Source organism: candidate division WOR-3 bacterium (assembly GCA_039804165.1).
Taxonomy (GTDB): domain Bacteria; phylum Hydrothermota; class UBA3072; order UBA3072; family UBA3072; genus JAFGHJ01.
Genome location: JBDRZZ010000027.1, coordinates 1 through 21440 on the forward strand (window position 1 = coordinate 1; position 21440 = coordinate 21440).

At 33.8% G+C, this 21440-nt stretch carries 24 protein-coding genes and 1 tRNA gene; 2 read left to right on the plus strand and 23 right to left on the minus strand.

Annotated features, from left to right (window positions below; translation table 11 throughout):
* Positions 1–160: 160 nt before the first annotated feature.
* The 12 genes from ABIN61_08000 to ABIN61_08055 are packed head-to-tail and all read right to left on the minus strand — an operon-like array spanning position 161 to position 9267.
* The gene (locus tag ABIN61_08000) at positions 161–616 is read right to left on the minus strand and encodes a PTS sugar transporter subunit IIA (protein MEO0294142.1); all 456 of its coding nucleotides are present in this window, start codon (positions 614–616) and stop codon (positions 161–163) included.
* A complete protein-coding gene (locus tag ABIN61_08005) occupies positions 613–1053 on the minus strand; it encodes a universal stress protein (protein MEO0294143.1) in 441 nt (146 codons plus the stop codon). The genes ABIN61_08000 and ABIN61_08005 overlap by 4 nt, the downstream gene beginning before the upstream one ends.
* A gap of 5 nt (positions 1054–1058) precedes the next feature.
* Positions 1059–1661 (minus strand): V-type ATP synthase subunit D, encoded by a 603-nt coding sequence (locus ABIN61_08010; protein ID MEO0294144.1) that lies wholly within the window; start codon positions 1659–1661, stop codon positions 1059–1061.
* Positions 1658–3037, minus strand: coding sequence for a V-type ATP synthase subunit B (locus ABIN61_08015; GenBank protein ID MEO0294145.1), 1380 nt, complete (start codon positions 3035–3037; stop codon positions 1658–1660). Before ABIN61_08015 ends, ABIN61_08010 begins: the two co-directional genes overlap by 4 nt.
* On the minus strand, positions 3030–4790 hold the full coding sequence (locus tag ABIN61_08020; GenBank protein ID MEO0294146.1) for a V-type ATP synthase subunit A: 1761 nt from the start codon (positions 4788–4790) through the stop codon (positions 3030–3032). Before ABIN61_08020 ends, ABIN61_08015 begins: the two co-directional genes overlap by 8 nt.
* The gene (locus tag ABIN61_08025) at positions 4783–5361 is read right to left on the minus strand and encodes a hypothetical protein (GenBank protein MEO0294147.1); all 579 of its coding nucleotides are present in this window, start codon (positions 5359–5361) and stop codon (positions 4783–4785) included. Before ABIN61_08025 ends, ABIN61_08020 begins: the two co-directional genes overlap by 8 nt.
* Complete coding sequence (locus ABIN61_08030) at positions 5358–5660, minus strand: V-type ATP synthase subunit F (GenBank protein MEO0294148.1); 303 nt, start codon at positions 5658–5660, stop codon at positions 5358–5360. The genes ABIN61_08025 and ABIN61_08030 overlap by 4 nt, the downstream gene beginning before the upstream one ends.
* On the minus strand, positions 5657–6028 hold the full coding sequence (locus tag ABIN61_08035; protein MEO0294149.1) for an ATP synthase subunit C: 372 nt from the start codon (positions 6026–6028) through the stop codon (positions 5657–5659). The genes ABIN61_08030 and ABIN61_08035 overlap by 4 nt, the downstream gene beginning before the upstream one ends.
* Before the next feature lie 10 nt (positions 6029–6038).
* Positions 6039–7934, minus strand: coding sequence for a V-type ATPase 116kDa subunit family protein (locus tag ABIN61_08040; protein MEO0294150.1), 1896 nt, complete (start codon positions 7932–7934; stop codon positions 6039–6041).
* Complete coding sequence (locus ABIN61_08045) at positions 7921–8799, minus strand: V-type ATPase subunit (protein MEO0294151.1); 879 nt, start codon at positions 8797–8799, stop codon at positions 7921–7923. Before ABIN61_08045 ends, ABIN61_08040 begins: the two co-directional genes overlap by 14 nt.
* 35 nt (positions 8800–8834) lie before the next feature.
* A complete protein-coding gene (locus tag ABIN61_08050) occupies positions 8835–9146 on the minus strand; it encodes a hypothetical protein (protein MEO0294152.1) in 312 nt (103 codons plus the stop codon).
* Entirely contained in the window at positions 9130–9267 is a 138-nt protein-coding gene (locus tag ABIN61_08055; GenBank protein MEO0294153.1) for a hypothetical protein, read from the minus strand. The genes ABIN61_08050 and ABIN61_08055 overlap by 17 nt, the downstream gene beginning before the upstream one ends.
* A gap of 654 nt (positions 9268–9921) precedes the next feature.
* Between ABIN61_08055 and ABIN61_08060 the strand changes: the two genes are divergently transcribed.
* Together ABIN61_08060 and ABIN61_08065 are read left to right on the plus strand one after the other, a co-directional pair.
* Positions 9922–12462 carry a glycoside hydrolase family 2 protein gene (locus ABIN61_08060; GenBank protein MEO0294154.1) on the plus strand — a complete coding sequence of 847 codons (2541 nt, stop codon included), beginning with the start codon at positions 9922–9924 and terminating at the stop codon, positions 12460–12462.
* On the plus strand, positions 12431–12835 hold the full coding sequence (locus tag ABIN61_08065; GenBank protein ID MEO0294155.1) for a secondary thiamine-phosphate synthase enzyme YjbQ: 405 nt from the start codon (positions 12431–12433) through the stop codon (positions 12833–12835). The genes ABIN61_08060 and ABIN61_08065 overlap by 32 nt, the downstream gene beginning before the upstream one ends.
* Before the next feature lie 8 nt (positions 12836–12843).
* Here ABIN61_08065 and ABIN61_08070 read toward each other — a convergent pair whose 3' ends face one another.
* From ABIN61_08070 to ABIN61_08120, 11 genes are all read right to left on the minus strand, one after another.
* Complete coding sequence (locus ABIN61_08070; protein ID MEO0294156.1) at positions 12844–13392, minus strand: aldolase; 549 nt, start codon at positions 13390–13392, stop codon at positions 12844–12846.
* Between the two features lie 16 nt (positions 13393–13408).
* A complete protein-coding gene (gene ssb / locus ABIN61_08075) occupies positions 13409–13858 on the minus strand; it encodes a single-stranded DNA-binding protein (GenBank protein ID MEO0294157.1) in 450 nt (149 codons plus the stop codon).
* A gap of 3 nt (positions 13859–13861) precedes the next feature.
* Positions 13862–14146 (minus strand): 30S ribosomal protein S6, encoded by a 285-nt coding sequence (gene rpsF, locus ABIN61_08080; protein MEO0294158.1) that lies wholly within the window; start codon positions 14144–14146, stop codon positions 13862–13864.
* 21 nt (positions 14147–14167) lie between these two features.
* Complete coding sequence (gene pth / locus ABIN61_08085) at positions 14168–14725, minus strand: aminoacyl-tRNA hydrolase (GenBank protein ID MEO0294159.1); 558 nt, start codon at positions 14723–14725, stop codon at positions 14168–14170.
* Positions 14722–15408: a 50S ribosomal protein L25 gene (locus tag ABIN61_08090; protein MEO0294160.1), complete on the minus strand. Its 687-nt coding sequence runs from the start codon at positions 15406–15408 to the stop codon at positions 14722–14724. Before ABIN61_08090 ends, pth begins: the two co-directional genes overlap by 4 nt.
* A 19-nt stretch (positions 15409–15427) precedes the next feature.
* Complete coding sequence (locus tag ABIN61_08095) at positions 15428–16366, minus strand: ribose-phosphate pyrophosphokinase (GenBank protein MEO0294161.1); 939 nt, start codon at positions 16364–16366, stop codon at positions 15428–15430.
* Between the two features lie 13 nt (positions 16367–16379).
* A tRNA-Gln gene (locus ABIN61_08100) sits at positions 16380–16451 on the minus strand.
* A 29-nt stretch (positions 16452–16480) separates the two neighbouring features.
* On the minus strand, positions 16481–16882 hold the full coding sequence (spoVG, locus tag ABIN61_08105; GenBank protein MEO0294162.1) for a septation regulator SpoVG: 402 nt from the start codon (positions 16880–16882) through the stop codon (positions 16481–16483).
* On the minus strand, positions 16883–17770 hold the full coding sequence (gene ispE / locus ABIN61_08110; protein MEO0294163.1) for a 4-(cytidine 5'-diphospho)-2-C-methyl-D-erythritol kinase: 888 nt from the start codon (positions 17768–17770) through the stop codon (positions 16883–16885).
* A 13-nt stretch (positions 17771–17783) separates the two neighbouring features.
* A complete protein-coding gene (locus ABIN61_08115) occupies positions 17784–20441 on the minus strand; it encodes a DUF2723 domain-containing protein (GenBank protein MEO0294164.1) in 2658 nt (885 codons plus the stop codon).
* Positions 20442–20529: 88 nt separating this feature from the next.
* Positions 20530–20730, minus strand: a complete 201-nt coding sequence (locus ABIN61_08120) for a cold-shock protein (GenBank protein MEO0294165.1) — start codon at positions 20728–20730, stop codon at positions 20530–20532.
* Between the last annotated feature and the right edge of the window lie 710 nt (positions 20731–21440).

Below are 21440 nucleotides of genomic sequence, written 5' to 3' on the forward strand. Positions count from 1 at the left end.
AAGATAAAACCACCCAGGATTTGTAAAATCACCAGTACCAACAAGATTAACACCTTTAGCTTTTGCCTCTTTTGCGATAAAAGGCAACTCCATATTTTTACTTGTAGCCATAGAGAATTTAGAGTGAATATGAAAATCAGCATAATATTTCATAAGAACCTCAAACACTATTAAACTTCTTTAAAATGGAAATCACTTCAGAAGGCGAATTTGCAGCAATTAGAGCCTTTCTAAATTCTTCCTGCCTACACATTCTGGAAATTCTGGCTAGGACTTGAATGTATTTACTCTTCGCCTCTTCTGGTGCAACAATCAAGAAAACAACATAAACCGGCTTACCATCAAGAGAATCAAAATCAAGGCCTTCTTTAACAATTCCAATAACCATTAAGAGATCTTTAACTGCTTCTGTTCTTGCATGTGGAATTGCTATTCCCTCAATCACTCCAGTGCTTTCTAATTCCTCTCTCTCTCTAATCTTTTGAAGAATTGGCTCCCTTGTTATTATTATACCTTTTTTAAGAGCTTGATCAATCATCTTTTCAATCATTTTGAACTTATCAGGAGCCCTATCTATAACAATTACTAAATCCTCATCAAGAAATTCTTCTATCATTTTCTTCCTCCTTCTTTTTCTATAAGAATTGGGCAAGGAACATATTCAATCAACTGTTCAATCGTTCTCTCCTCCTTCTTCCCTTCTATCCCTTGACCACCCCTATATCCTACTATTAAAAGTTCAATTTTCTTCTCTTTAACAAAATTCTTGAGAACATCTATTATGTCTCCTTCTTCAACAAAAAGGGCTGTTTTCACCTCCTTACTAATAGCAAGTTCCTCAAGATAGTAAAGGTATTTCCATCCCTCTTCTTCCAATTGTATAGCTACTTCTACCTCACTAATCCCTCTTAAAGCTGACATCGTTTTAACAATTTCTTTATCTACAATAAATAAGGCAAATAAAGTGGCTTCTAAACTCTTACTAATTTCAATTGCTCTCTCCCACGAAGCTCTTGTTTCTCCTGATACTATATATAAAAGTATTCTTTCCATAATAATTATTTTCCCCCTTTTTTCAATACCTTCATTCTAAAAAATTCTTCTCTTTCCTCTTCTTCAAGATTTTCTTCAATTATACCAATTTCTTTCTTATACTGGGGAATAAAGACCTTCTCAAGAGCATTAACTCTCTTTTGAGTCTTTCCTATTTCCATTCCGAGTTTCCAAATAAGAACTTCCTTTTCTACCCATTTCACAATTAGCGGAAGCACTTCTCTGAACTTTGTAAAAGCTTCATCAGAATATTGGCTAGTAGAATTAAGACTAACTTGAACTTTTTTAGAAGGAATATCTATAAAGATTTCTGGTATCGCAATTCCCATTATTGACCTCAACTTTACTTTAATCTCTGGTTCAGGATTCACTTTTCCTAAAATTTCAAGCTTTTCTTTGCCAGAATGAATCCATACAGTTTCAAGAGTGCCATAAGCTTCTTTCAACTTCTCGGTAAGACTTTCTTCCATTTCTTTAAATCCACGAATATTTCTTAAAAGTTCCATAATTAAAACTTCTCTTTTTTCCTTAAGAAGGCTATGACCTTCTAACGCAACATTCAACTTCCTTTTAAGTTTCAACAAATTAGTCAAGGTAGACGCGATCATTTAAACTCCAAAAATTCATTTATCTCTTCCTCTTTCACTTTTGTTAATTCGCTTTTTGGAAGCTTCTTAAGCACTTCCCATCCTTTATCTAAGGTTTCCTCAATGCTTCTTAATTCCTTTGGATCTTGCTTTATAAATTCCTTTTCGAATTTCTCTCCAAAAGCAAGATAACTCCTATCCACTTCTGATAATTCTTCTTCTCCTATTATTGAAGCAAGAGAACGAACTTTTTGAACCCTCGAATAGGAAGTATATAGTTGATTGTAAAGATTAAAGTGGTCTTTTCTTGTTTTACCATCGCCAATTCCGTCTTTCATCAATCTTGAAAGAGAGGATAAAGTGTCAAAAGGAGGATAAATCCCTTTTTGATGCATTTCTCTTGAAAGGACAATTTGTCCCTCTGTTATATAACCTGTGAGATCTGGAATTGGATGAGTAATATCATCATTTGGCATTGTTAAGATTGGTATTTGAGTTATAGACCCTTTTCCCCCTTTTACTTTTCCGCTTCTTTCGTAAATTGAAGCAAGATCACTATAAAGATATCCAGGGTATCCTCTTTTAGAAGGAACTTCTCCTCTAATAGATGAGATCTCTCTTAGAGCTTCGCAGTAATTGGTAATATCAGTCAAAATGACAAGAACGTGTTTTTCTTTCTTAAAAGCAAAAAATTCAGCTACAGAAAGAGCACACCGAGGAGTAATAAGTCTTTCCACAGAAGGGCTATCTGCAAGATTTAAAAATGTAATAAGTCGATCTAATTTTCCGCCCTCTTCAAAGCTCTTAAGGAAAAAATCAGCTTCAACAGCTTTTATTCCAATCGCCGCAAAAACAATTACAAATTCTTCATTCTTATAAATTTGGGCTTGATTTACAATTTGAGCAGCCATTTCATTATGAGGTAAACCCGAGCAAGAAAAAATTGGTAATTTTTGACCCTGAATTAGAGTAGCAAGTCCATCTATTGCAGATATTCCTGTTATTATATTATCTCTCGGATATTCTCTTACCTCTGGATTTAAAGGTAGTCCATTAATATCTACTTCCTCTTCTCCTATAACTTCTCCACCTCCATCTATTGGCCTCCCTATCCCATCAAAAACTCTACCAAGCATTTCTTCTGAAACAGAAATGGTGATTGGAGAACCTGTAAATCTTATCTTTACTCTATTTCTATTAAGTCCGCTTGTCCCTGAAAATATCTGGATAATAGCTCTGTCTTCATCAACCTCAACTACTCTTCCCACTCTTTTCTCCTCTTCCTGCTCTATTTCCACCATTTCCCCAAACCCAACTCCTTTAATCTTTTCCACAAAAAGAAATGGACCACTTATTGCAGTAGCACCGATATGCTTTTTCTCAAAAATGTTATCCATACTTTTCTCTTAAATTAGAAAATTCCTCTTTTATCTTTTCTTTTAGCTCATCAAATTTAAAAATTTCTTCATTTCTAATTTCTTCTCCCATTCTCTTAATCATAGAAAAAATAGGTGATTCTTCTATCTTAAATAATGGAACTCCTATTTTCAAGAGTTCCTCTACTTCATCTGCAAAATAAAATATTATTTCCAGCATTTTGTATTGTTTTTCTGGACTACAGTATGCATCAGTAGAAGAAAGAGCATTTTGTTGGAGGAATCCCTCTTTTATAAGTTCAGCTATCCGTAGCGTGAGTCTCTCCTTTTCAGGTAAAGCCCCTTCTCCAACCAATTGCACAATTTCTCTTAAAGAAGCTTCCGCAATTAAAACATTCATCAATCTTTTGCGAAACTCAACAATCGGCAATCCTTTTTCTTCCCACCACTCACTCACCTTATCAAGATAATCCGAATAAGACTCCATCCATGAAATAGCTGGATAATGTCTTGAATAGGCAAGCTCTCTATCCAAAACCCAAAGTGCTCCTATAAATCTTTTGGTGTGGCTTGTAACCGGTTCAGTAAAGTCCCCACCTGGAGGGGACACAGCTCCTACTATACTAATAGACCCTATTCTATCTTCTGTTACCTTTGCACAACCTCCCCTTTCGTAAAATTCGGCAAGTCGGCTTCCAAGATAAGCTGGATAACCTTTCTCTGCAGGCATCTCTTCCATTCTTGCGGATATTTCTCGGAGAGCTTCTGCCCAACGTGAGGTTGAATCAGCAAAAAGAGCAACATCGTATCCCATATCTCGAAAATACTCAGCTATTGTTATCCCAGTGTATATACTAGATTCTCTTGCAGTAACCGGCATATTTGATGTGTTAGCAATAAGAACTGTCCTTTCAAGAAGGAACCTATCCGTTCTTGGATCCTTAAGTTTTGAAAATTCTTCCAAAACCTGAGCCATCTCATTGCCTCTTTCTCCACAACCAATATAAACAATTAAATCGACATCTGACCACTTCGCAAGAGAGTGCTGTGTGACAGTTTTACCTGTTCCAAAGCCCCCAGGAATTGCCGCAACACCTCCTTTCGCAATTGGAAAAACCGTATCTATAACTCTCTGACCAGTAACCATTATTTCCTTTGGAGGGATTCTTTCTAAAATTGGTCTTTTTCTCCTAATAGGCCAGGAGTGAAATAATTTTATCTCTACTCTTTCTCCATTTTCTTTTTCTAATAGGCAAATGGTATCTGTTACAAGATATTCAGATTTTTCCTCCACCTCAATAACTTTCCCTCTTATTCCAGGAGGGATTAAAATTCTGTGTTTAATTAAAGAAGTTTCCTCTACTTCTCCAACAATTGAATTTGGTCCCACCACATCTCCCTTACGAACCTTTAGTTCAACTTTCCATTTTCTCTCTCTTGAAAGAGGTGTAACTTTTGCTCCTCTTTTTACAAAAATTCCTTGTTTTACCTTTATAGTTGCAAGTGGACGCTGAATCCCATCAAAGGTATTTGAAACAAGACCTGGACCAAGCTCAGCAGATAAAGGCTTGCCTGTGCCAAAAATCTTAATTCCAGGATAAAGACCTATTGTATCTTCATAAACCTGAACAGTAGCCTCATCTCCATTAATCTTTATCACCTCTCCGATTAACCCTTCTTCTCCGAGAAGGACGACTTCATTCATATGAAAGTCCTTCGTCTCCTTAGAAACAACTATAGGGCCTTCAACCTTTTTTATTATAGCTTCACCCACTTCTTACTCCTAATTTATCTGCAATCTTTCTCATATTTTGCTTTATTATTTTATTTGCAATTGTAGAAAAACGAAAATCGTATTCACTTTCTTTCCCTATTATTAGAAAACCTCCTATAATGGATCTAGGAGAAAAACTTAAACCTTTTATTCCATCACAAATATTCTTAAAACGATCAAGTTCTTCTTCTTTTGCGACTAAAACGATCTCTCCTTCTTCCTTAGCAATCCTTTCGCAAGAAATTCTTATCCAACTATTGAGTTTTCCTTCTTTAAACATTGAAGTAAGTTTTTCTATTAAATCATTTTGCAACATCTCAAATAGCTGTTTCCTCAAAAAAAGGATTCCTTTTCTTTCATTTATTTTTTTTCTGAAAAAGAATTTCTCTTTACCCTTTTCAAACAGGGATTTTCCTTTTTTTTCTGCTTCTTCTTTTACCTTCTTTTCTTCTTCTCTTGCCTGAGTTAGGATTCTTTCTCTTACCTTTTCTGCTCTTTGAAGAATAATTTCCGCTTCTTTTCTTGCATTACTTATTATTTTTTCTTTCAACTCGTTTATATTTTCCTTCATATTTTAATCATTAAAACCTTCTTAAAAAGCTCAAGGGCTTTCCCTCTTTCCTTCCACCCGCTCCTTCCTGGAATTTCCACAACAAGAGGTAACTGACCTTTGGTCTTTTGTTTTGTAATTTTGTCTCTGATAAGCTCGGCTTCATTTTCTGTAATTAGAATAATTCCAAGGTCATCTTCTTTGAGAGCCTTCTCAAACTCCTTCTCAACAGATTCCTTATCTTCAACGGAGACTGTGGAAACTCCCAAAAGAGCAAAGCCAATACAAGCGAATTCATCACCAATAACCTTTATCTTCATACTTTTATTAAGATTAAAACAGCGACAATTAATCCCCAGATGGAAAGTCCCTCAGCAAGTCCCGCAAAAACGATTGCAGCTCCCATAATTTCAGGCTTCTCAGCAAGGGCAGCCATAGCACTAGAACCAATCTTTGAAAGAGCAATTCCGGCGCCAAGCACAGAAACGGATATTGAGAGCCCAGCAGCAAGAAAAGCCCATCCCGCATAACTCCTACTTACTGGCTGAGCAGAAACACCCTCTTGTCCAAAAAGAGAAACGGGCGTTAGAACCAAACCAAAACCAGTCAATCCTAAAATTAGAGCAAGAGTTAAAAAAACAACATTAAACTTTTTCAATCCTTCCATTATTTCTTCAAATTTATCCATAAATTACCTCCTATTTTATTTTTATGGGTTTATAAATTTCTTTCCCTCTTTCAAAAAAGCGAGAATAAAATTCATAGTATTCAAGCCTTAAACTTTGAATAAAAACAATCATCCCTTCAAGACCTACAACGAGAAAATTCCCAAAAATCAATGTTGTAGCGCTTCCTCTCCCAATCATTTTTTCAAATATACTCGAAATTTCAAGAAGAGACATTGTCAAGATAATATGTCCAATATTAAAAGCTGCAACTCGGATAAAAGAAAGAGTATTAGAAATCATTGCAAGGAGAAGATGGATAAATTCTCCTAAAGAGAGTAATAATTTATTCGAGCTGATTCCTTCTTTAAAAGCGTCTTTTAAAGGAATACCAAGAGCAACAACTAAAGCACTCATCCCAATAATTGCTCCTTCCGATATAATAAATTTACTACTGATTCTCCTTATTAATGAAAAGGTGAAAGCAAGGGAAGAAAGATAAAAAATAAAACCTGGTAACCCATAACCCGATAGAAATAACTCTTCTTTATTCCCTTCCATAATAAATTCTACCAAGCGAAGAATAAAACCAAAACTTACAATTACAACTCCAAGATATACAGCGAAAAGCATTGCTTTTTCAGGTTCTCTGAAAGGAGAAAACCATAGAGGCTGAAAAGGATGAGTTCCAAAAAACTCTCCAAAAATTACTCCAAAAATTGCAGAAGAAATTCCCAATAACACAGGGAGAATGGCGAATTTTCTCATAACCCTAATGAAAAATAAGGCAATACCTATTGAAATTAAAATAAGCCCATGTCCAAAGTCTCCAAACATAATTCCAAAAAATAGCAAAAAAGAAATTGTTGTAAAAATGGTAGGATCTATTCCTCTATAGGAAGGAATCCCATAAGTATTAACAAGGAGTTCGAAAGGACGAAAAAGAAAAGGATTATTAAGTTTTGTGGGAGTTATTTTTGCCTCTTCGTTTTTCCTTTTTATTGTTTCTTCTTTCAAAATATAAATATTAAGATTTTTCGCCTTTTGTTTAACTTCAAAGACCACCTTAGTTGGTAAATAAGCACTTATGAAAAATATCTTATCGGATCTTGCGGTCTTGCTTAACCAAACCAACTCTAAGAGTGAAATATCTATTTCTCTATTCAATCTCAAGATATTTTCTTCTATGTTTCTACCCATTCTTTTAATAGAAGCCTGAAGAGTGGCTCTCTCTTCCTTTATTTCCCAAAATTTACTCTCAATTTTATCTTTCAATCCCAGAATAGAACCTTCCAATTTAGAAAAAACCTTAAGTTCTTCGAAATGTACACTTTCTAAAACTTTCCCTAAAGATTCCTCCTCAAAAGAGGAGAAAAAGATAATAATTGGGGTTATCCCCTTTTGGAATTTCCTTTTAAAAACAAGAACGTCTCTTCCCTTCAAAATCTCGTAAAGATTTTTTTCTTCTGACGAGGGAATAGTTCCGCCAATCATTTTAATAAATTTACCTTCCCGGATTTCTTCAATAGGGGTATCTATCTCTGGAAGTAAAGCTAAAAGTTCTGAAACAAGATTCAACTCTGTTTCCTCCTCTTTTAATGTTGTAAGCCTACTTCTTTTCTCTCCTAATTTTCCTTCAAATTCATTAAGAAATTTCTCTGCTTCTTCCCTAACCTTATTTATGTCCACAGCTTTTAATGGAATTTCCTTTAGACTTTTAATTCCAAAATACTCAATAATTTCCTTTATCCTTTTACTGGATTCCTCCAACTTCCTATAGATTTCTTTATATTGGGTTTCCTTTAGCCAGCGATGAGAAAACTCTACAAGATGGAATTTCCCTTCTTTTCCAATAAAATCAAGAGCTGCTTGTAGATCTTCTTCAACTACCCCAAGCAAAAAATGCGTCATTTCTTCAGGAACCCACATAGAGTTTCCTCCACATTTCTATTATTTCTTGGGGCTTTAATTGTAGTAATTTAGCCCTATAAATAGAAAGAATTTCATTTATTTTTTCATTAAGAAGAAAGAAAAAAGCAAGGATTGCTCTCATCGTAAACATTCTAAATTTAAAATCCTTATAGCAAATTTTACTAATCTCTCTCCTAAAACTCCCTTCAGATAGACCTTTTTCTTCTTTTATATTTTCATAAACTTCTCCAATAGGGATTAAAAGCTTTTTTATTTCAAAATCGCTCAAAGCATAAAAATTCTTTAGCCGGAAAAGATAAACTCTATTCTTTAAGTTTATAAAACTTAGAAGAAACTCTCTAACTTGTGACCTTTCCTTTGAAGATAAATTTCTTGTCTCTTTTAAAAGGGAATAATAGTAATAGCGATCAAGGGGAAGTTCAAGCTCAATTTTATCCTTTTTCTCTTCATACCTTGAATACCCACTATTCCAAGGAATCTTCCAAAATCTATTTTGCATATAGGTATTCAATTCTTCTATACTTAAATTCTTATCCCTTAGTTCTCGAGTGAAGAATCCTTTCCCTCCACGAATTATGTTCTTAATATCTTCTAACTCATAACCTCTAAGATAAGCCTCAAAAAAAAGAACCGATGGCTCAGACATTTGTTTTCTTACTTTTTCTCCAAGGGAAAAAGGGATCCTCCTTAAATGAGATTCAATATCAGAGTCTATAAGAGGGAATCTTTTTAAAAATCTCATCTCAATAACATGATTTTTAAACTCTGAAACATCCTTAGAATAGAGAAGCTCTTCTGTTTCAGCAGAAGTAGGTAGAAATGAATATATTGCTCTTAATTTAGGATATATTGAATAGCTCATTTATTTTCTTTTTGATTTTCACATTTTAATGAGTTTTATATAGGCAGGAAAGATTTCATCAACTCATCAAGTAATTCTTCTTTTACTTCTTCATAAATTTTTAACCCGGTTTTTCTTATATTTATTTCTTTTTCCTCATTCTCTTTTTCCTCTTCTTTCAAAAAAGAGGAAAGTCTTACCTTATAGGTGGCAATTATAGATTCTGCCTCCCTCTTTGCTTCCAAAATAATCTCCTCAGCTTTTTTTTCAGCTTCTTTTCTTATTTGGTCTGCTTTATTTTCAGCCTCTTCAACGATTTTTTTTGCCTCTTTTTCAATCTCAAGAATTTCTTTAATCTCTTTTTCCATTTCCTTTTTGTTTTCTTATAAATTTTCTGAGTTCAAAAATGATAAAATAAATAATTAGAAAAAATATAACAGTTCTTACAAAAACAAAGAACCATAAAACGCCAACTTCAAGTTTATCCATAATTTAAAATAAAGAATATACCCAAAAAGTCAAGACTCACAAAAATTGTAAACCTTAAATCCAAACTAGGTGGTATACTCTTTGGAGAGGTTTTCAGGACAAAAAGAATAAACCTAAAAGGAGTTATGAAAAAAGTATCTTGCAAAAAGATATGAGCTTTACAGAATTACGAGGTTATAAAAATATACACACCATTTGATCTTCCAAAACATACTAAAAAGAGTCTACACCCGAGAGGGATCGAATTTTCAATGTGGGAGCTTAAGAGAATTTGACAAATATGGCATAGAAGGTTTATAATCGCCCGAGAGCTCCTCATAAAGTCCATAAGATGCTTTTACTCAAATAGATATAGATACCAAGCATCTGAACGACATTCCATTTTGCTATCTTTTTATGAAAGCCCTCTGATTACTAAAACATCAGTAACTCATTCCTACATATTTTTGCTAAGTTTTTATGTGAGTTAGGGAGGAAATATTTAAGGAAGATAACCACCAGGGCAATGGACGTAAAATTTGAATTTAGAAACTGTTCATGCTTATGAAGAGACCTTATGAATTATATCTCAAAGTTTAAACATGCTAGCTTTGGAACGCTTAACAAACATTGTAAAACTTGACATTAAAGGATCCCCTCTTAAATTAAAAGCAAATGGGAAGGAACCAATTTTTTGAAATAAAGGAAAACTGGGAATTTAGAATGATTGGCAACCAAGAATGGTTTCCTGCAAAGGTTCCCGGATGTGTTCATAAAGATCTTCTTACAAACAAATTAATTCCAGAGCCTTTTTATAGAGACAACGAAACAAAACTTTATTGGATTGATAAGGTTCCTTTCGAATACAAGACAACCTTTAATATTACTAAAGATTTTCTTAAATACGAAAATATTGAATTACATTTTAAAGGGCTAGATACTTATGCTAAAGTATACCTAAATGGAAAGCTAATATTAGTCACTAATAATATGTTCAGGGAATGGAAAGTGGAAATAAAAAAACTTCTAAAAGAAGGTGATAATCTACTCCTAATTTATTTTGATCCTCCATTTTTGAAAGGACTCTTAGAAATGGAAAAATCGGAAGATAAAATTCCTTACTATATTTCACCTCTTTATGAATTTCCAAAAGAACCTTTAGTAAGTCCATTTACCAGAAAAGCTTCCTATCAATATGGTTGGGATTGGGCTCCAAAATTAACAACAAGTGGAATATGGAGAAAAGTTTTTATTCACGGATGGGATAAGGCGCGGATAAACTACCTCCATATTCTTCAGAAAAAATTAAATAAAGAAAAAGCTTCTCTCTCAGCCTTATTTGAAGTAGAAACGAAAACTAACCAAGAAGCTGTCTTAAAATTGTCTTATAAAATAAGAAAAGAAGAACATAAGGTCCCTCCAGTAAGAGTAACATTAAGAAAGGGAATAAACCAAATCCCTATAAATTTCGAAATCATAAAACCAAAATTGTGGTGGCCAAATGGCTTTGGAGCTCAACCAATCTATGAGTTTACTGGGAAGATTATTATTGATAATAAAGAAATTGACTCTATTAAAGTTAAAACAGGGTTAAGAGTAGCAAAGCTTATTCGAAATAAAGACAAAAAAGGAGAGTCGTTTTATTTTGAAATTAATGGAATTCCAATATTTGCGAAAGGAGCCAATTACATTCCCTGCAGTATTTTCCCGCAAGAAGCTTTAGAAAAAAATTACAGAGAAATTCTAAGCTCTGCCAAAGAAGCTAATATGAATATGCTCAGAGTTTGGGGTGGCGGAATTTATGAAGAAGATCTATTCTACGATTTGTGTGACAAATATGGAATTATGATTTGGCAAGATTTTATGTTTGCTTGCCATTTATATCCTGGAGATAAAAATTTTTTTAAAAACGTAGAAAGGGAAATAATAGATAATATAAAACGTCTTAAAAATCATCCTTGCATTGTAATTTGGTGTGGAAATAACGAAATTGAAATAGTAAAAAATAGAATCCAAAAAGAAATTAAAGAAAACTATCCTGAATTAATTCCTAAAATCCAAAAAGCTTATGAAGACCTTTTTTATAAATTGCTTCCAAAATTATGTAAGAAATATGATAACTCACGCCCATATTGGCCATCCTCTCCCTGCGGGGGATTTAGAAAAATGGAAAATTCTAATTCTGGAGATGTTCATTACTGGGGAGTTTGGCATAAGAATCATCCTTTAGAGAAATTTCAAGAAAAAAAAGGAAGATTTTTCTCAGAATGGGGGTTTCAGGCTTATCCTCCACTTAAGACAATTGAAGAATTTACAAACCAAGAAGATTTACAAATTTTTTCTTATGTAATGAAATTACACCAAAAAAGTCCTCTTGGCAATGAGAAAATAGATTCTTATTTAAAAATTTATTATAGACCTCCCAAAAATTTTGAACATTATATATACGTTTCAGAACTCCTTCAAGCTGAGGCTGGTAAGCTTGCAATTGAAACTCATCGGAAATGGAAACCCTATACAATGGGAACCCTTTACTGGCAATTAAATGATTGCTGGCCTGCTATTTCCTGGTCAAGTCTCGACTACAAGAATAGATGGAAAGCGTTCCACTATTATGCCAAAAAAGCTTATACTCCAATTCTACCTATCGTTTCTATCTATAAGGGTTTTCTTGAGGTGAAAGTTGTTTCTGATCTCTTAAAACCATTTTTAGGAAAATTGGAGATGAAGATTATAGATTTTAAAGGGAAAGAAAAATGGAAAGACTTAAAAGAGATAAAAATAGAACCAAACAGTTGCAAAAGCTTCTTTAAAGAAAAAGAAACAAAACTCCTTAAAGGCATTAATAAAAAATCTTCTGTTTTTGTGGTTAGCTTAACTTGTAAAGATAAAGTTTTCACTACTAACTTATTTTATTTTCTCCCTCCTAAAGATTTAATTTTGCCAAAACCTAAAATTACAAAAAAGATTCGTTCTACAAAAAAAGGTTATGAAATCGAGCTTTTCTCTGAAAATCTTGTTAAAAATGTTTACTTAAGTTTTGAAGGAGAGGGTTTCTTTTCAGATAATTTCTTTGATTTACTTCCAAAGGAGAAAAAAATTGTATCTTTTGTAGGCAAGGAGAAAGATTTTATAAAAAAATTGAAAATAATTTCTCTTTTTGACATATATAAGGAGGAAAAAGATGCAAAAAATAATTTCTATTACCACAGATAAAAGAGAAGGGCTATATGACATCACTCAAGCTGTAGAGAAATTTGTTAAAGAATCTAAGGTAAAAACAGGATTTGTAAATGTTTATGCTCAAGGTGCAACTGCCGCTATAATGATTCAAGAAAACTGGGACGAAAGCGTTCAAGAAGACGTGATAGATTTACTCCAAAGACTCATCCCAAGGGGAATTTGGAGACACGATATTCAAGATGGAAATGCAGACGCACACTTAAAAGCCGGAATCATTGGACCTAGTGAAACAATACCAATTATTAATGGTAAATTGGGTCTTTCAACTTGGCAAAACATCTTCTTTTGCGAATTTGATGGTCCAAGAGAAAAGAGGAACATTCTATTAACAATATCAAAGGCGTAAAATTACGCCTATTTTTTGTAAAGTTCATAGTAATAAAAAATCTTACAAAAATGTTCCAGAGTGGTTACATTTATATATGCATCTATAATATTACTACCTCTCACAAATGTTCCATGATTTTTCACAATACAGGTTTTGTGTTCTCTAAGAGCACTTGAGACAGCAGAAGCTAATCTTGGAGTTCCGCTTTCTCCTTCAACAATGGGAATTACTCCGATTATTTTCTCTCCCTCCATAGTTTTGGGGACAATTTCAGATTTTTCTGCAATAATTGAGAGCAAAACTGCAAATGGAGAATGAACATGAATTATTGCGCAAGCAGGTGTTTCTTTATAAATACTTCTATGAACAATGAGCTCACAAGATGCTTTAAAATCAAACTGAGAAGGACCTTCAAGAGGAACCTCAATTATATCTTCTTCCTTCAACTCATCCAACATTGTTCCTGTTCCTGTAATAAGAATCTTTTCTCCAACTCTTTCACTCATATTCCCAAAATTAGCATATATCAAATTATCCTGAGCTAATTTTTTCCCTATTCTAATAAAGTCTTGCACCAACTTTTCTTTTTAACTAAAAAGGAAGCTCTTCCTCATCAGGAGGGAGAACTTCTTCCTCTGAGGTAGCTTCTTCTATTTTTTCTTCCTCAGCCTCTGCTTCTCCCTCTAGATATGGGGTTCCTGTCTTAAGCAAAACTTGAACCCTAAATGCTCTTACACTAACTTCGGTTCTCTTAAACCCTTCCACTTCTCTTGTATAACTGGACAGTCTTCCTTCTATTAAAACAGGGACTCCTTTCTTAATTACCTCGCTTAGCCTTTCTGCTTGATCTCCCCAAAGAGTTATCCCTACAAAAGTTGTTTCCTCTTGCCACTCCCCATCTTTACTTCTAAAATTCCTATTAGATGCAATCCTAAACCGTAGATATGCCACTCCTTTCTCCGTATAACTTAAAACAGGATCCGAAGTTGTTCTTCCAGATATTATAACATAATTTACATTTGGAATTCTATATTCAGACATAAATTACCTCTTTTGGGTTAATAAAATATATCTTAAAATGTTGCTATTTTTCCTCATATACTCTTTAAAATCATTAACCTTATCGGGTTTAGCCTCGAAATTTATTACTGTATAAAACCCTTTATCATATCCATCAATTTCGTAAGCAAGTTTCCTAATACCCCACTCATCAATCTTTTCAATTTTCCCTTTCTCTCCCTCAAGCTGATTTTTGACCTCCTCTATAATTTGCTTAACCTCGTTTTCCTTATCTGGATTAATAATAAAGGTGCACTCATATCTTCTCATTAAAAATAAACCTCCTTTTAATCAATTTTTGTTTATTCTAGCCATTGCTATTTCAATATCTTCTTCTGCCCAAAGAAATACAGCTTCTTTTGCTCTTTCTAATATTCTACTCATCTCTTTTTCTTCAGCTTCGCTAAACTTAGATAGAACCCAAGTCGCATTATCAATAGATTCTGGTGGACTTCCAACGCCAATTCTCAATCTTGGAATATTCTCACTACCAAGATGGTAAATCACCGAATAAAGACCTTTGTGACCTCCATCACTTCCCTTTCTTCTTAACCTTAACTTCCCAAAAGGTAAGTTTATATCATCCAATATAATAAGGATGTCTTCTAAAGAAAGAGAAAAGTGTTGAAAGACCTCTAAAGCAACAAATCCACTTTCGTTTACAAAAGTTGTAGGGTAAATTAACAAAAGATTTCCTTTTTTCGAGTAATAATAATGTCCCTTACCCGGTTTGAGATTTAAATTTTCCTCTCTGCATATAAACTCTATCACCCTAACTCCAAGATTGTGCCTAGTTCCTTTGTATTCTAAGGAATAATTCCCAAGACCTATCGCTGCACGATAATTTATTTTTCACTCTCCTCTTTTTGCTCCTCTTTAGCCTTCTCAGAAGAAGCCGCCTTTGATATAACCTCGGGTTCCGCTACTTCCTCAACCAACGGAGTTTCTGGTGCAGTAGGAGCTACTTCCACGATCTTTCTTGGAGATAAAACATTCACGATAGTTGCATAAGGATCTTCCTCCACCTTTACCATTTCTGGAACTTTAAGATCTTTAACATGAAGAGATTGCCCTATCCCAAGAGAAGAAATATCTACAGTAATCTTCTCTGGAATATTCCGTGGTAAGCACTTTACCGTCAAATATCTGTGCTCAATATTTAAAATCCCGCCTTCCTCTACACCTTTAGCCTTTCCTACAAATTCAAGCATAACATGGACGCTCACTTCTTCTTCCTCATGTATGTGTTGAAAATCCACATGGAGTAATTTCTCATTCAGCGGATTTCGGGTTACCTCCCGAATTATAACCTGCAAGTCTTCATTTTCACAACGTAAATTCAAAAGCGTAGCTTCAGAATGAAGGCTATGAATGAGTTCCTTTAAATCTTCCTCTTTTACCTTAATAAGCCTACTTTTCTCCCCATGCCCATAAATAACTCCAGGAACCCATCCCTCTTTTCTTATTTTTTTTACTTGATTTTTACCAATTTCTTTTCTTTCTTTTACTTCTAACTTCTTTGCTCTTATCAAGTTTGCCTCCTATTTTTTTCTATACAAAAAGTGATGATACAGATTGATTTTTATGAATTCTTATTATAGCCTCGCTTAAAAGCTCAGCTACAGAAACAACCTCTATCTTTTCACTTCTTTTATCATTTAGAGGTATTGTATCTGTAACAACAAGTTTGTCAAGAGCTGAAGAGTTAATTTTACGGATTGCCTCTCCTGAAAGCACAGGATGAGTTATGTACCCATAAATAGATTTTGCTCCTTGCTTTTTCAATTCATTAGCTGCTTCCGTTAAAGTTCCTGCTGTATCTACTATGTCATCAATTATAATAGCAAATTTATCTTTTACATTTCCTATTATATGAACGACTTCACAATGATTTGGTTCAGGTCTTCTTTTATCTACAATCGCAATTGGTATATTAGAACTAATCTTTTTTGCAATAGCTCTTGAAACCTCAACTCTTCCTACGTCAGGAGAAACAATTACAATTTCCTCTTCTGATAATTTCATCTCTTTTATGTGTTTGATGAATACGGGAGCTGCAAAAAGATGATCCACAGGAATATCAAAAAAGCCAGCTATCTGAGGCGCGTGTAAGTCAATAGTTAAGATTCTATCAGCCCCTGAAGTCTCCAATAAATTTGCAAATAGTTTAGCGGAAATTGGGACTCGAGGTTTGTCTTTTTTCTCTTGCCTTCCATATCCATAATAAGGTATAACAGCTGTTATTCTCCCCGTTGAAGCTCGGCGTAAAGCATCAATCATTAGTAAAAGCTCTATAAGATTCTCTGCTGGAGGATTTGTAGATTGAACAACAAAAACATCTCTCCCTCTAACATTTTCCTTTATCTGGACAAAAATTTCTCCATCGGAAAATTTCTTTCTTTCAATGGAAGATAAAGATATATTAAGGTATCTAGCAATCCCTTCCGCTAATTTTAAACTCCCTGAACCTGAAAAAACTTTTAGCTCCATTTTTATTTTATATCTGGGGCGGTAGGATTCGAACCTACGAATGCGAGACCCAAAATCTCGTGCCTTGCCGCTTGGCGACGCCCCAAATTTCTTAAATATAACTTAAAATTTTACCTAAAATCCTTCTGCGTTACTTCCCTGAATATCAGCTTGGTAGTTAGATGCTTCCTCCTTTGATCCCTTATTCTCTATGTTAATGTTATCCTCTGGAGCTTCAAAATCTTCCTGCTCAATTTTAGAACTTCTTGGCTTTCTGCCTTCTTCTTCACATTTCTTGTAATACTTCTCAAGAACAATTCTTTCCAGTTTCTTTCTCATATTGTTATTTATCGGATGTGCGATATCTCTAAAAACTCCATCTCTCCCTTTTCTGGAAGGCATAGCCACAAAAAGTCCTTTCTTTCCTTCAATAACCTTCATTCCTCTAACAACGAAGTCGTCATCAAAGGTGACATTTACAAAAGCCTTTAATCTAGGTTCATCTCTTAATGTTACACGTACTTCTGTGAGTTCCATTTAGTCCTCCTTTTGTTTTAACAAGGTGAAGTACTCTTTACGGGAGATACTATGGCAGCTAATTACATTGCATTCTTTCTCTATATCTCCCACCATAAAGTTGGAACTTTCTGATCCAAGTATAGCAAATATAACAGGACCAGAACCACTTAACATAACATTTATTGGTTTCATTCTTTTTAAGCTTTTCATAATTTCTCTTAAATAAGGGTATTTTTGTCTTATTACTTCCCAAAAAGAATTACGTAACTTACTCAAACTTTCCTTTTTCCCTTCTTGCATTTCTTGAAGTATAAATCTTAAATCCTCATTTGTCAAGTGTTTTTTTTTATAATTATCCCACCAGGTATAAGCATCTTTTGTAGCTATCCGAAACCTAGGAATTACAAGAAGAAAATTAAGAATGGGAATATCTTTTACCCACTCAACCTCCTCCCCTCTACCTTTAACAAGGGCTGTCCCTCCTTTTAAGAAAAAAGGAACATCAGAACCAAGTTTTTTGGCATCCTCTAATAGTTCTTCCATATTTTTAGGATACCCTAAAAGTTTGTTTAAAGTCAAAAGAGTCACACCTGCATTTGAGCTACCTCCACCCAATCCAGCTCCTATTGGTATTCTTTTTTCAACTTTTATTTTAACGCCTAAAGATTTAATCTTATCTTTAAATAGTTGAGCTGCTTTATAAATCAAATTAGAAGAATCCTTTGGAAAATCTGGCTCATCACAAATTATTTCTATTTGGCTTCCTTCTAACTTAAAAGAGAGTAAATCTTTTAGAGATATTGTCTGAAAAATAGACTCAATAGAATGAAAACCATCCTCTCTTTTCTCTTTAATATAAAGGCCAAGGTTTACTTTAGCAAAAGACGGAACCGTAATCCACTCCATATTGGGTTAACTTTTATTTTTCTTGAAGCTTCTCAATCAATAAGTCTACTTTTGAAGCATCTCCAGGATACAACTCCTTCCATAAATTAAGTAGTTTTATTGCGCACTTTGGTTCGTATCTCATAACAACAAAAAATGTAGTCTCCAAGGCAACAGAATCTTTGCTAAGCTCTATGAGCACCTCTTTCAATTTGTTAGAATCATTATAATAAAGCTTAACGAGACCCACATAACCTAAAGGTTTATATTCTTCGTCCTTAAGTAATAATTCAAAACTCCTTTTGGCTTCCTCAAAATCCTTTTCAGCTTCCTCTATATTCATTTCTCCCTTGAAAAGATGCATTTCCCCTCTTAGAAGATGCAAGGCAGGATATTTTTTATATAAATAAAGAAGAGAATCACAAAAATCAGTAGCTCTTCTTTCTTCCTTAATAAGTGAGTATATTTTTTTAAGATTTTCTGCTACAGAAGTAGTAACTCCAATAGAGAGTTTGGAATCTATAGAGAAAAGGAAAGCCTTTTTAAAAATTTCTTCTAACAAAATGAGTGTATCCCTTTCCGCCTGAGATAACTCTTTTCTATTGATAAATTTTTGAAGAGCATATTCACCAAAATTTAAATAAAGAAAAGAGTGATTGCCTAATGGCTGTTTCTCAGCTGGCCCTGTATAAATATTAGGATTTTCACAATAACTTGTCTTAAATTTGTTTACAAGATTATCAAACATTCTCTCGTAATTTACCAATCTCTTTCCCTTCTTTCCAACAAGACGATAAGCGAAGCCTTCTAACTCAAGATGGCGACCAAAGACTCTTGTAGAGTAAGTCTCTACAGGGAAAGAAAAATAAATATTAATAGAAGGATTGAAATCTTCTTTTATATACTTGTTAACAAAAGAATCCGCAGGAATAAGGAAATCTTCAGAAGAAGGTGTTATTCCAAGAGATGAAAGGATAATATTTCTTACCACAATGTCTGAGACTCGAAGCCATTTACGATCCTCAGTCATTATAGGGGCAATGTTTTCTATAACCCAATCCTCAAATTCCAAGTTTGTTAATCCTTCTCTTTTCTCACTATGATATTTTCTTTCAATCCCTGTTCCCCTAAAAGGAGAATCAAAATCCATAGGGATACCACTAAGCTTTAGTTGTTTTATATACCATGAGGTATTCATTAGAGAGAAATTTGCTATTCGAACACCCTTCTTGTTCACAGGATCAAACTTCCTAAAGGATTTCACTTCCTGAAGGAACCAAACAGGAAAAGTATCATTATCTCCATAAGTAAAGAGAATTGAATTATCCTCAGGTGTTATCAACAAATTATGAGCATAATCTGAAGCAATCCAATCTCCTCTCCTATTTACATGACTTTTTATATTAGAAATCAATGGCAAAAAACCAAGAAGGAAAGCCAATCCTAAAATGAAATAACTGGATAAAGCCTTTCTTTTCTTTATCTCTTCGTATAAAGAATATAAACCAATTGATACATAAAACATAAATAGAAAGAAAGCAGGCGCCCAGAAATAGTCTCTCTCTCTAACTTCTCTATCTTGATGAGCTGGATTGGGATCAGAGGGGGAGAATTTTAAATTGAGATAGGTAACAAGCCCAAGGGTTAAAAGAATATACAAAATAAAGAATAACCAAAAAGAGTCTTTATCCCTTTTAAAATGGGCATAAATCCCCAAAAGCCCTAAAAAAACATATAAATATGTTCCTACTATTGAAGAATACTTAAGAAGATTGTTTGTTAGCTCTCTTGGATATGGAAAGAATTGCCATGAAAAATATTTAAAGAATATTTTTACCTGCTCAAAAAAAGCAACAAAGGTTGATAAATGTGTGTCTATTTGAGTTTTTCTTGGAAGAATTTTCATCGGACCATATTGCTCTCGGGAGATTACATCCCATAATGCGGATAGAGTACTTGGATCTGCTTCATTTATAGAAGGATTAGCTTTGGCTCTAATCATAAGATAACAGTAAGTTGAAACACCCACCAATATAAGAATAATTGAGAAGCAAATTAACTTAGGATTTTTAAATGCCTTAGGATTTCTAATTATTACAAAAATTAAGACCGCAGGGATAAGAAGTAAAGGAAGTAAGTGTATCCCAAACGAAAGCGAAATTAGGTAAACAACTAGCCAAAGATAATTGTTATACCCTCTTGTGCCTCTTTTATCATCCCAATAAAGGATAAGCCATAAACACAAAATAATAATTAGAATGGAGGGAGTATAAACCTCTGCCTCAACAGAACTATCCCATACACTAAAACATAAGCCAGCTCCTATTGAAGAGAAAATCGCAAATAAGTGATGTGCTAAAGAAAGTTTTTTACCTTTATTCTCTCTAAATCTTTGAAATACTAAAAGTATTACAATATAGAGAAAGCCACCTGCTAAAGCACTTGAAAGAGCCGAAATAAAATTTACTCTCTTTGCTACTTCTTTAAAAGGAAGAAAAATGTCAAAAACTCTACCAATAATAACATAAAAGGGAGTCCCCGGAGGGTGAGGAACTCCCAAAATATGAGAACAAGCTATAAATTCTCCACAGTCCCATAAAGGGACGGTAGGCGCAATTGTATATAAATATATTGATAATAGTATAACAAATACTATTAAAAAACCTACAATTTTCTCTCTGCAAAAAGACAATTATTTTCCCCTTTCTCTTTTTAAAGCTAAATATAACGATTTAGAATAATAAATCAAGGGGGCAATTCTTAGGGAAAAAATTAAGATCTTAACGAATCTTTCTCACATTTTCAGCTTTTGGTCCCTTTTCGCTTTCCACAAGTTCAAACTCTACCTTATCACCCTGAGAAAGAGTAACTAATCCGTCCTTAAGAGACGAATTGTGCACAAATACATCTTTTGAATTTTCCATCGTGATAAAACCATAACCCTTTCTGTCACTAAACCACTTCACTTTACCTATAGCCATTTAAAAAACCTCCTTAAAGTTTTTAAAGTAGGTGATAGAAACTTAACTTTAAAAAATATTCTTTTTTTATCTTTTGTCAAGAGTCATTAGAAAAAGAGTGTTAAATCCAAAGCAGGTGGTTTACACTTTGTGGAGGTTCTGGGGATAAAGAGGGTAGATTTAAATATAAACCTAAAAAATATAAGGTATTTTTCAAAAAAAAAGATGAGATTTATAGAGAGATAAGCGAAATTGTTCTAAATTGTTGGTTAGAAGAATTAAGGAGTTGCAATGATTGTTAAAATAAATCCCCTCCTTTTAAAGACAAACAAAAAAGGAGGAAACACGTTTTATTATCAATAGGGCGAGGTTATAAAAATATGCAACCCTTTGATAAGGTAAAAATTCATTTTGAGATGGTAAAAATCCGAAAGAAGACTCTATAGAGATGTAGCCCGTATTTTTAACCCAGGAAGGCCTACCGTTTACAAATGGCTTAAAATTTGGATAAATATGGCATAGAAGGCTTATATAACCCTTCCAGAGCACATCAGGGAGTCCATAATAAGACACTCAAACACATAGAAAAACGCAAAGAGAAGGGTAAAATGTCAATAAAGGCATTGGTTAGAGATTTCTAAGTTCCTGTTTCCCATGAAACCGCCAGAAGGATTTTACATGCGAGAGGAATTACCTAGAGAAAAGAGAGAAGGAAAAGGATGGCTTTTAAT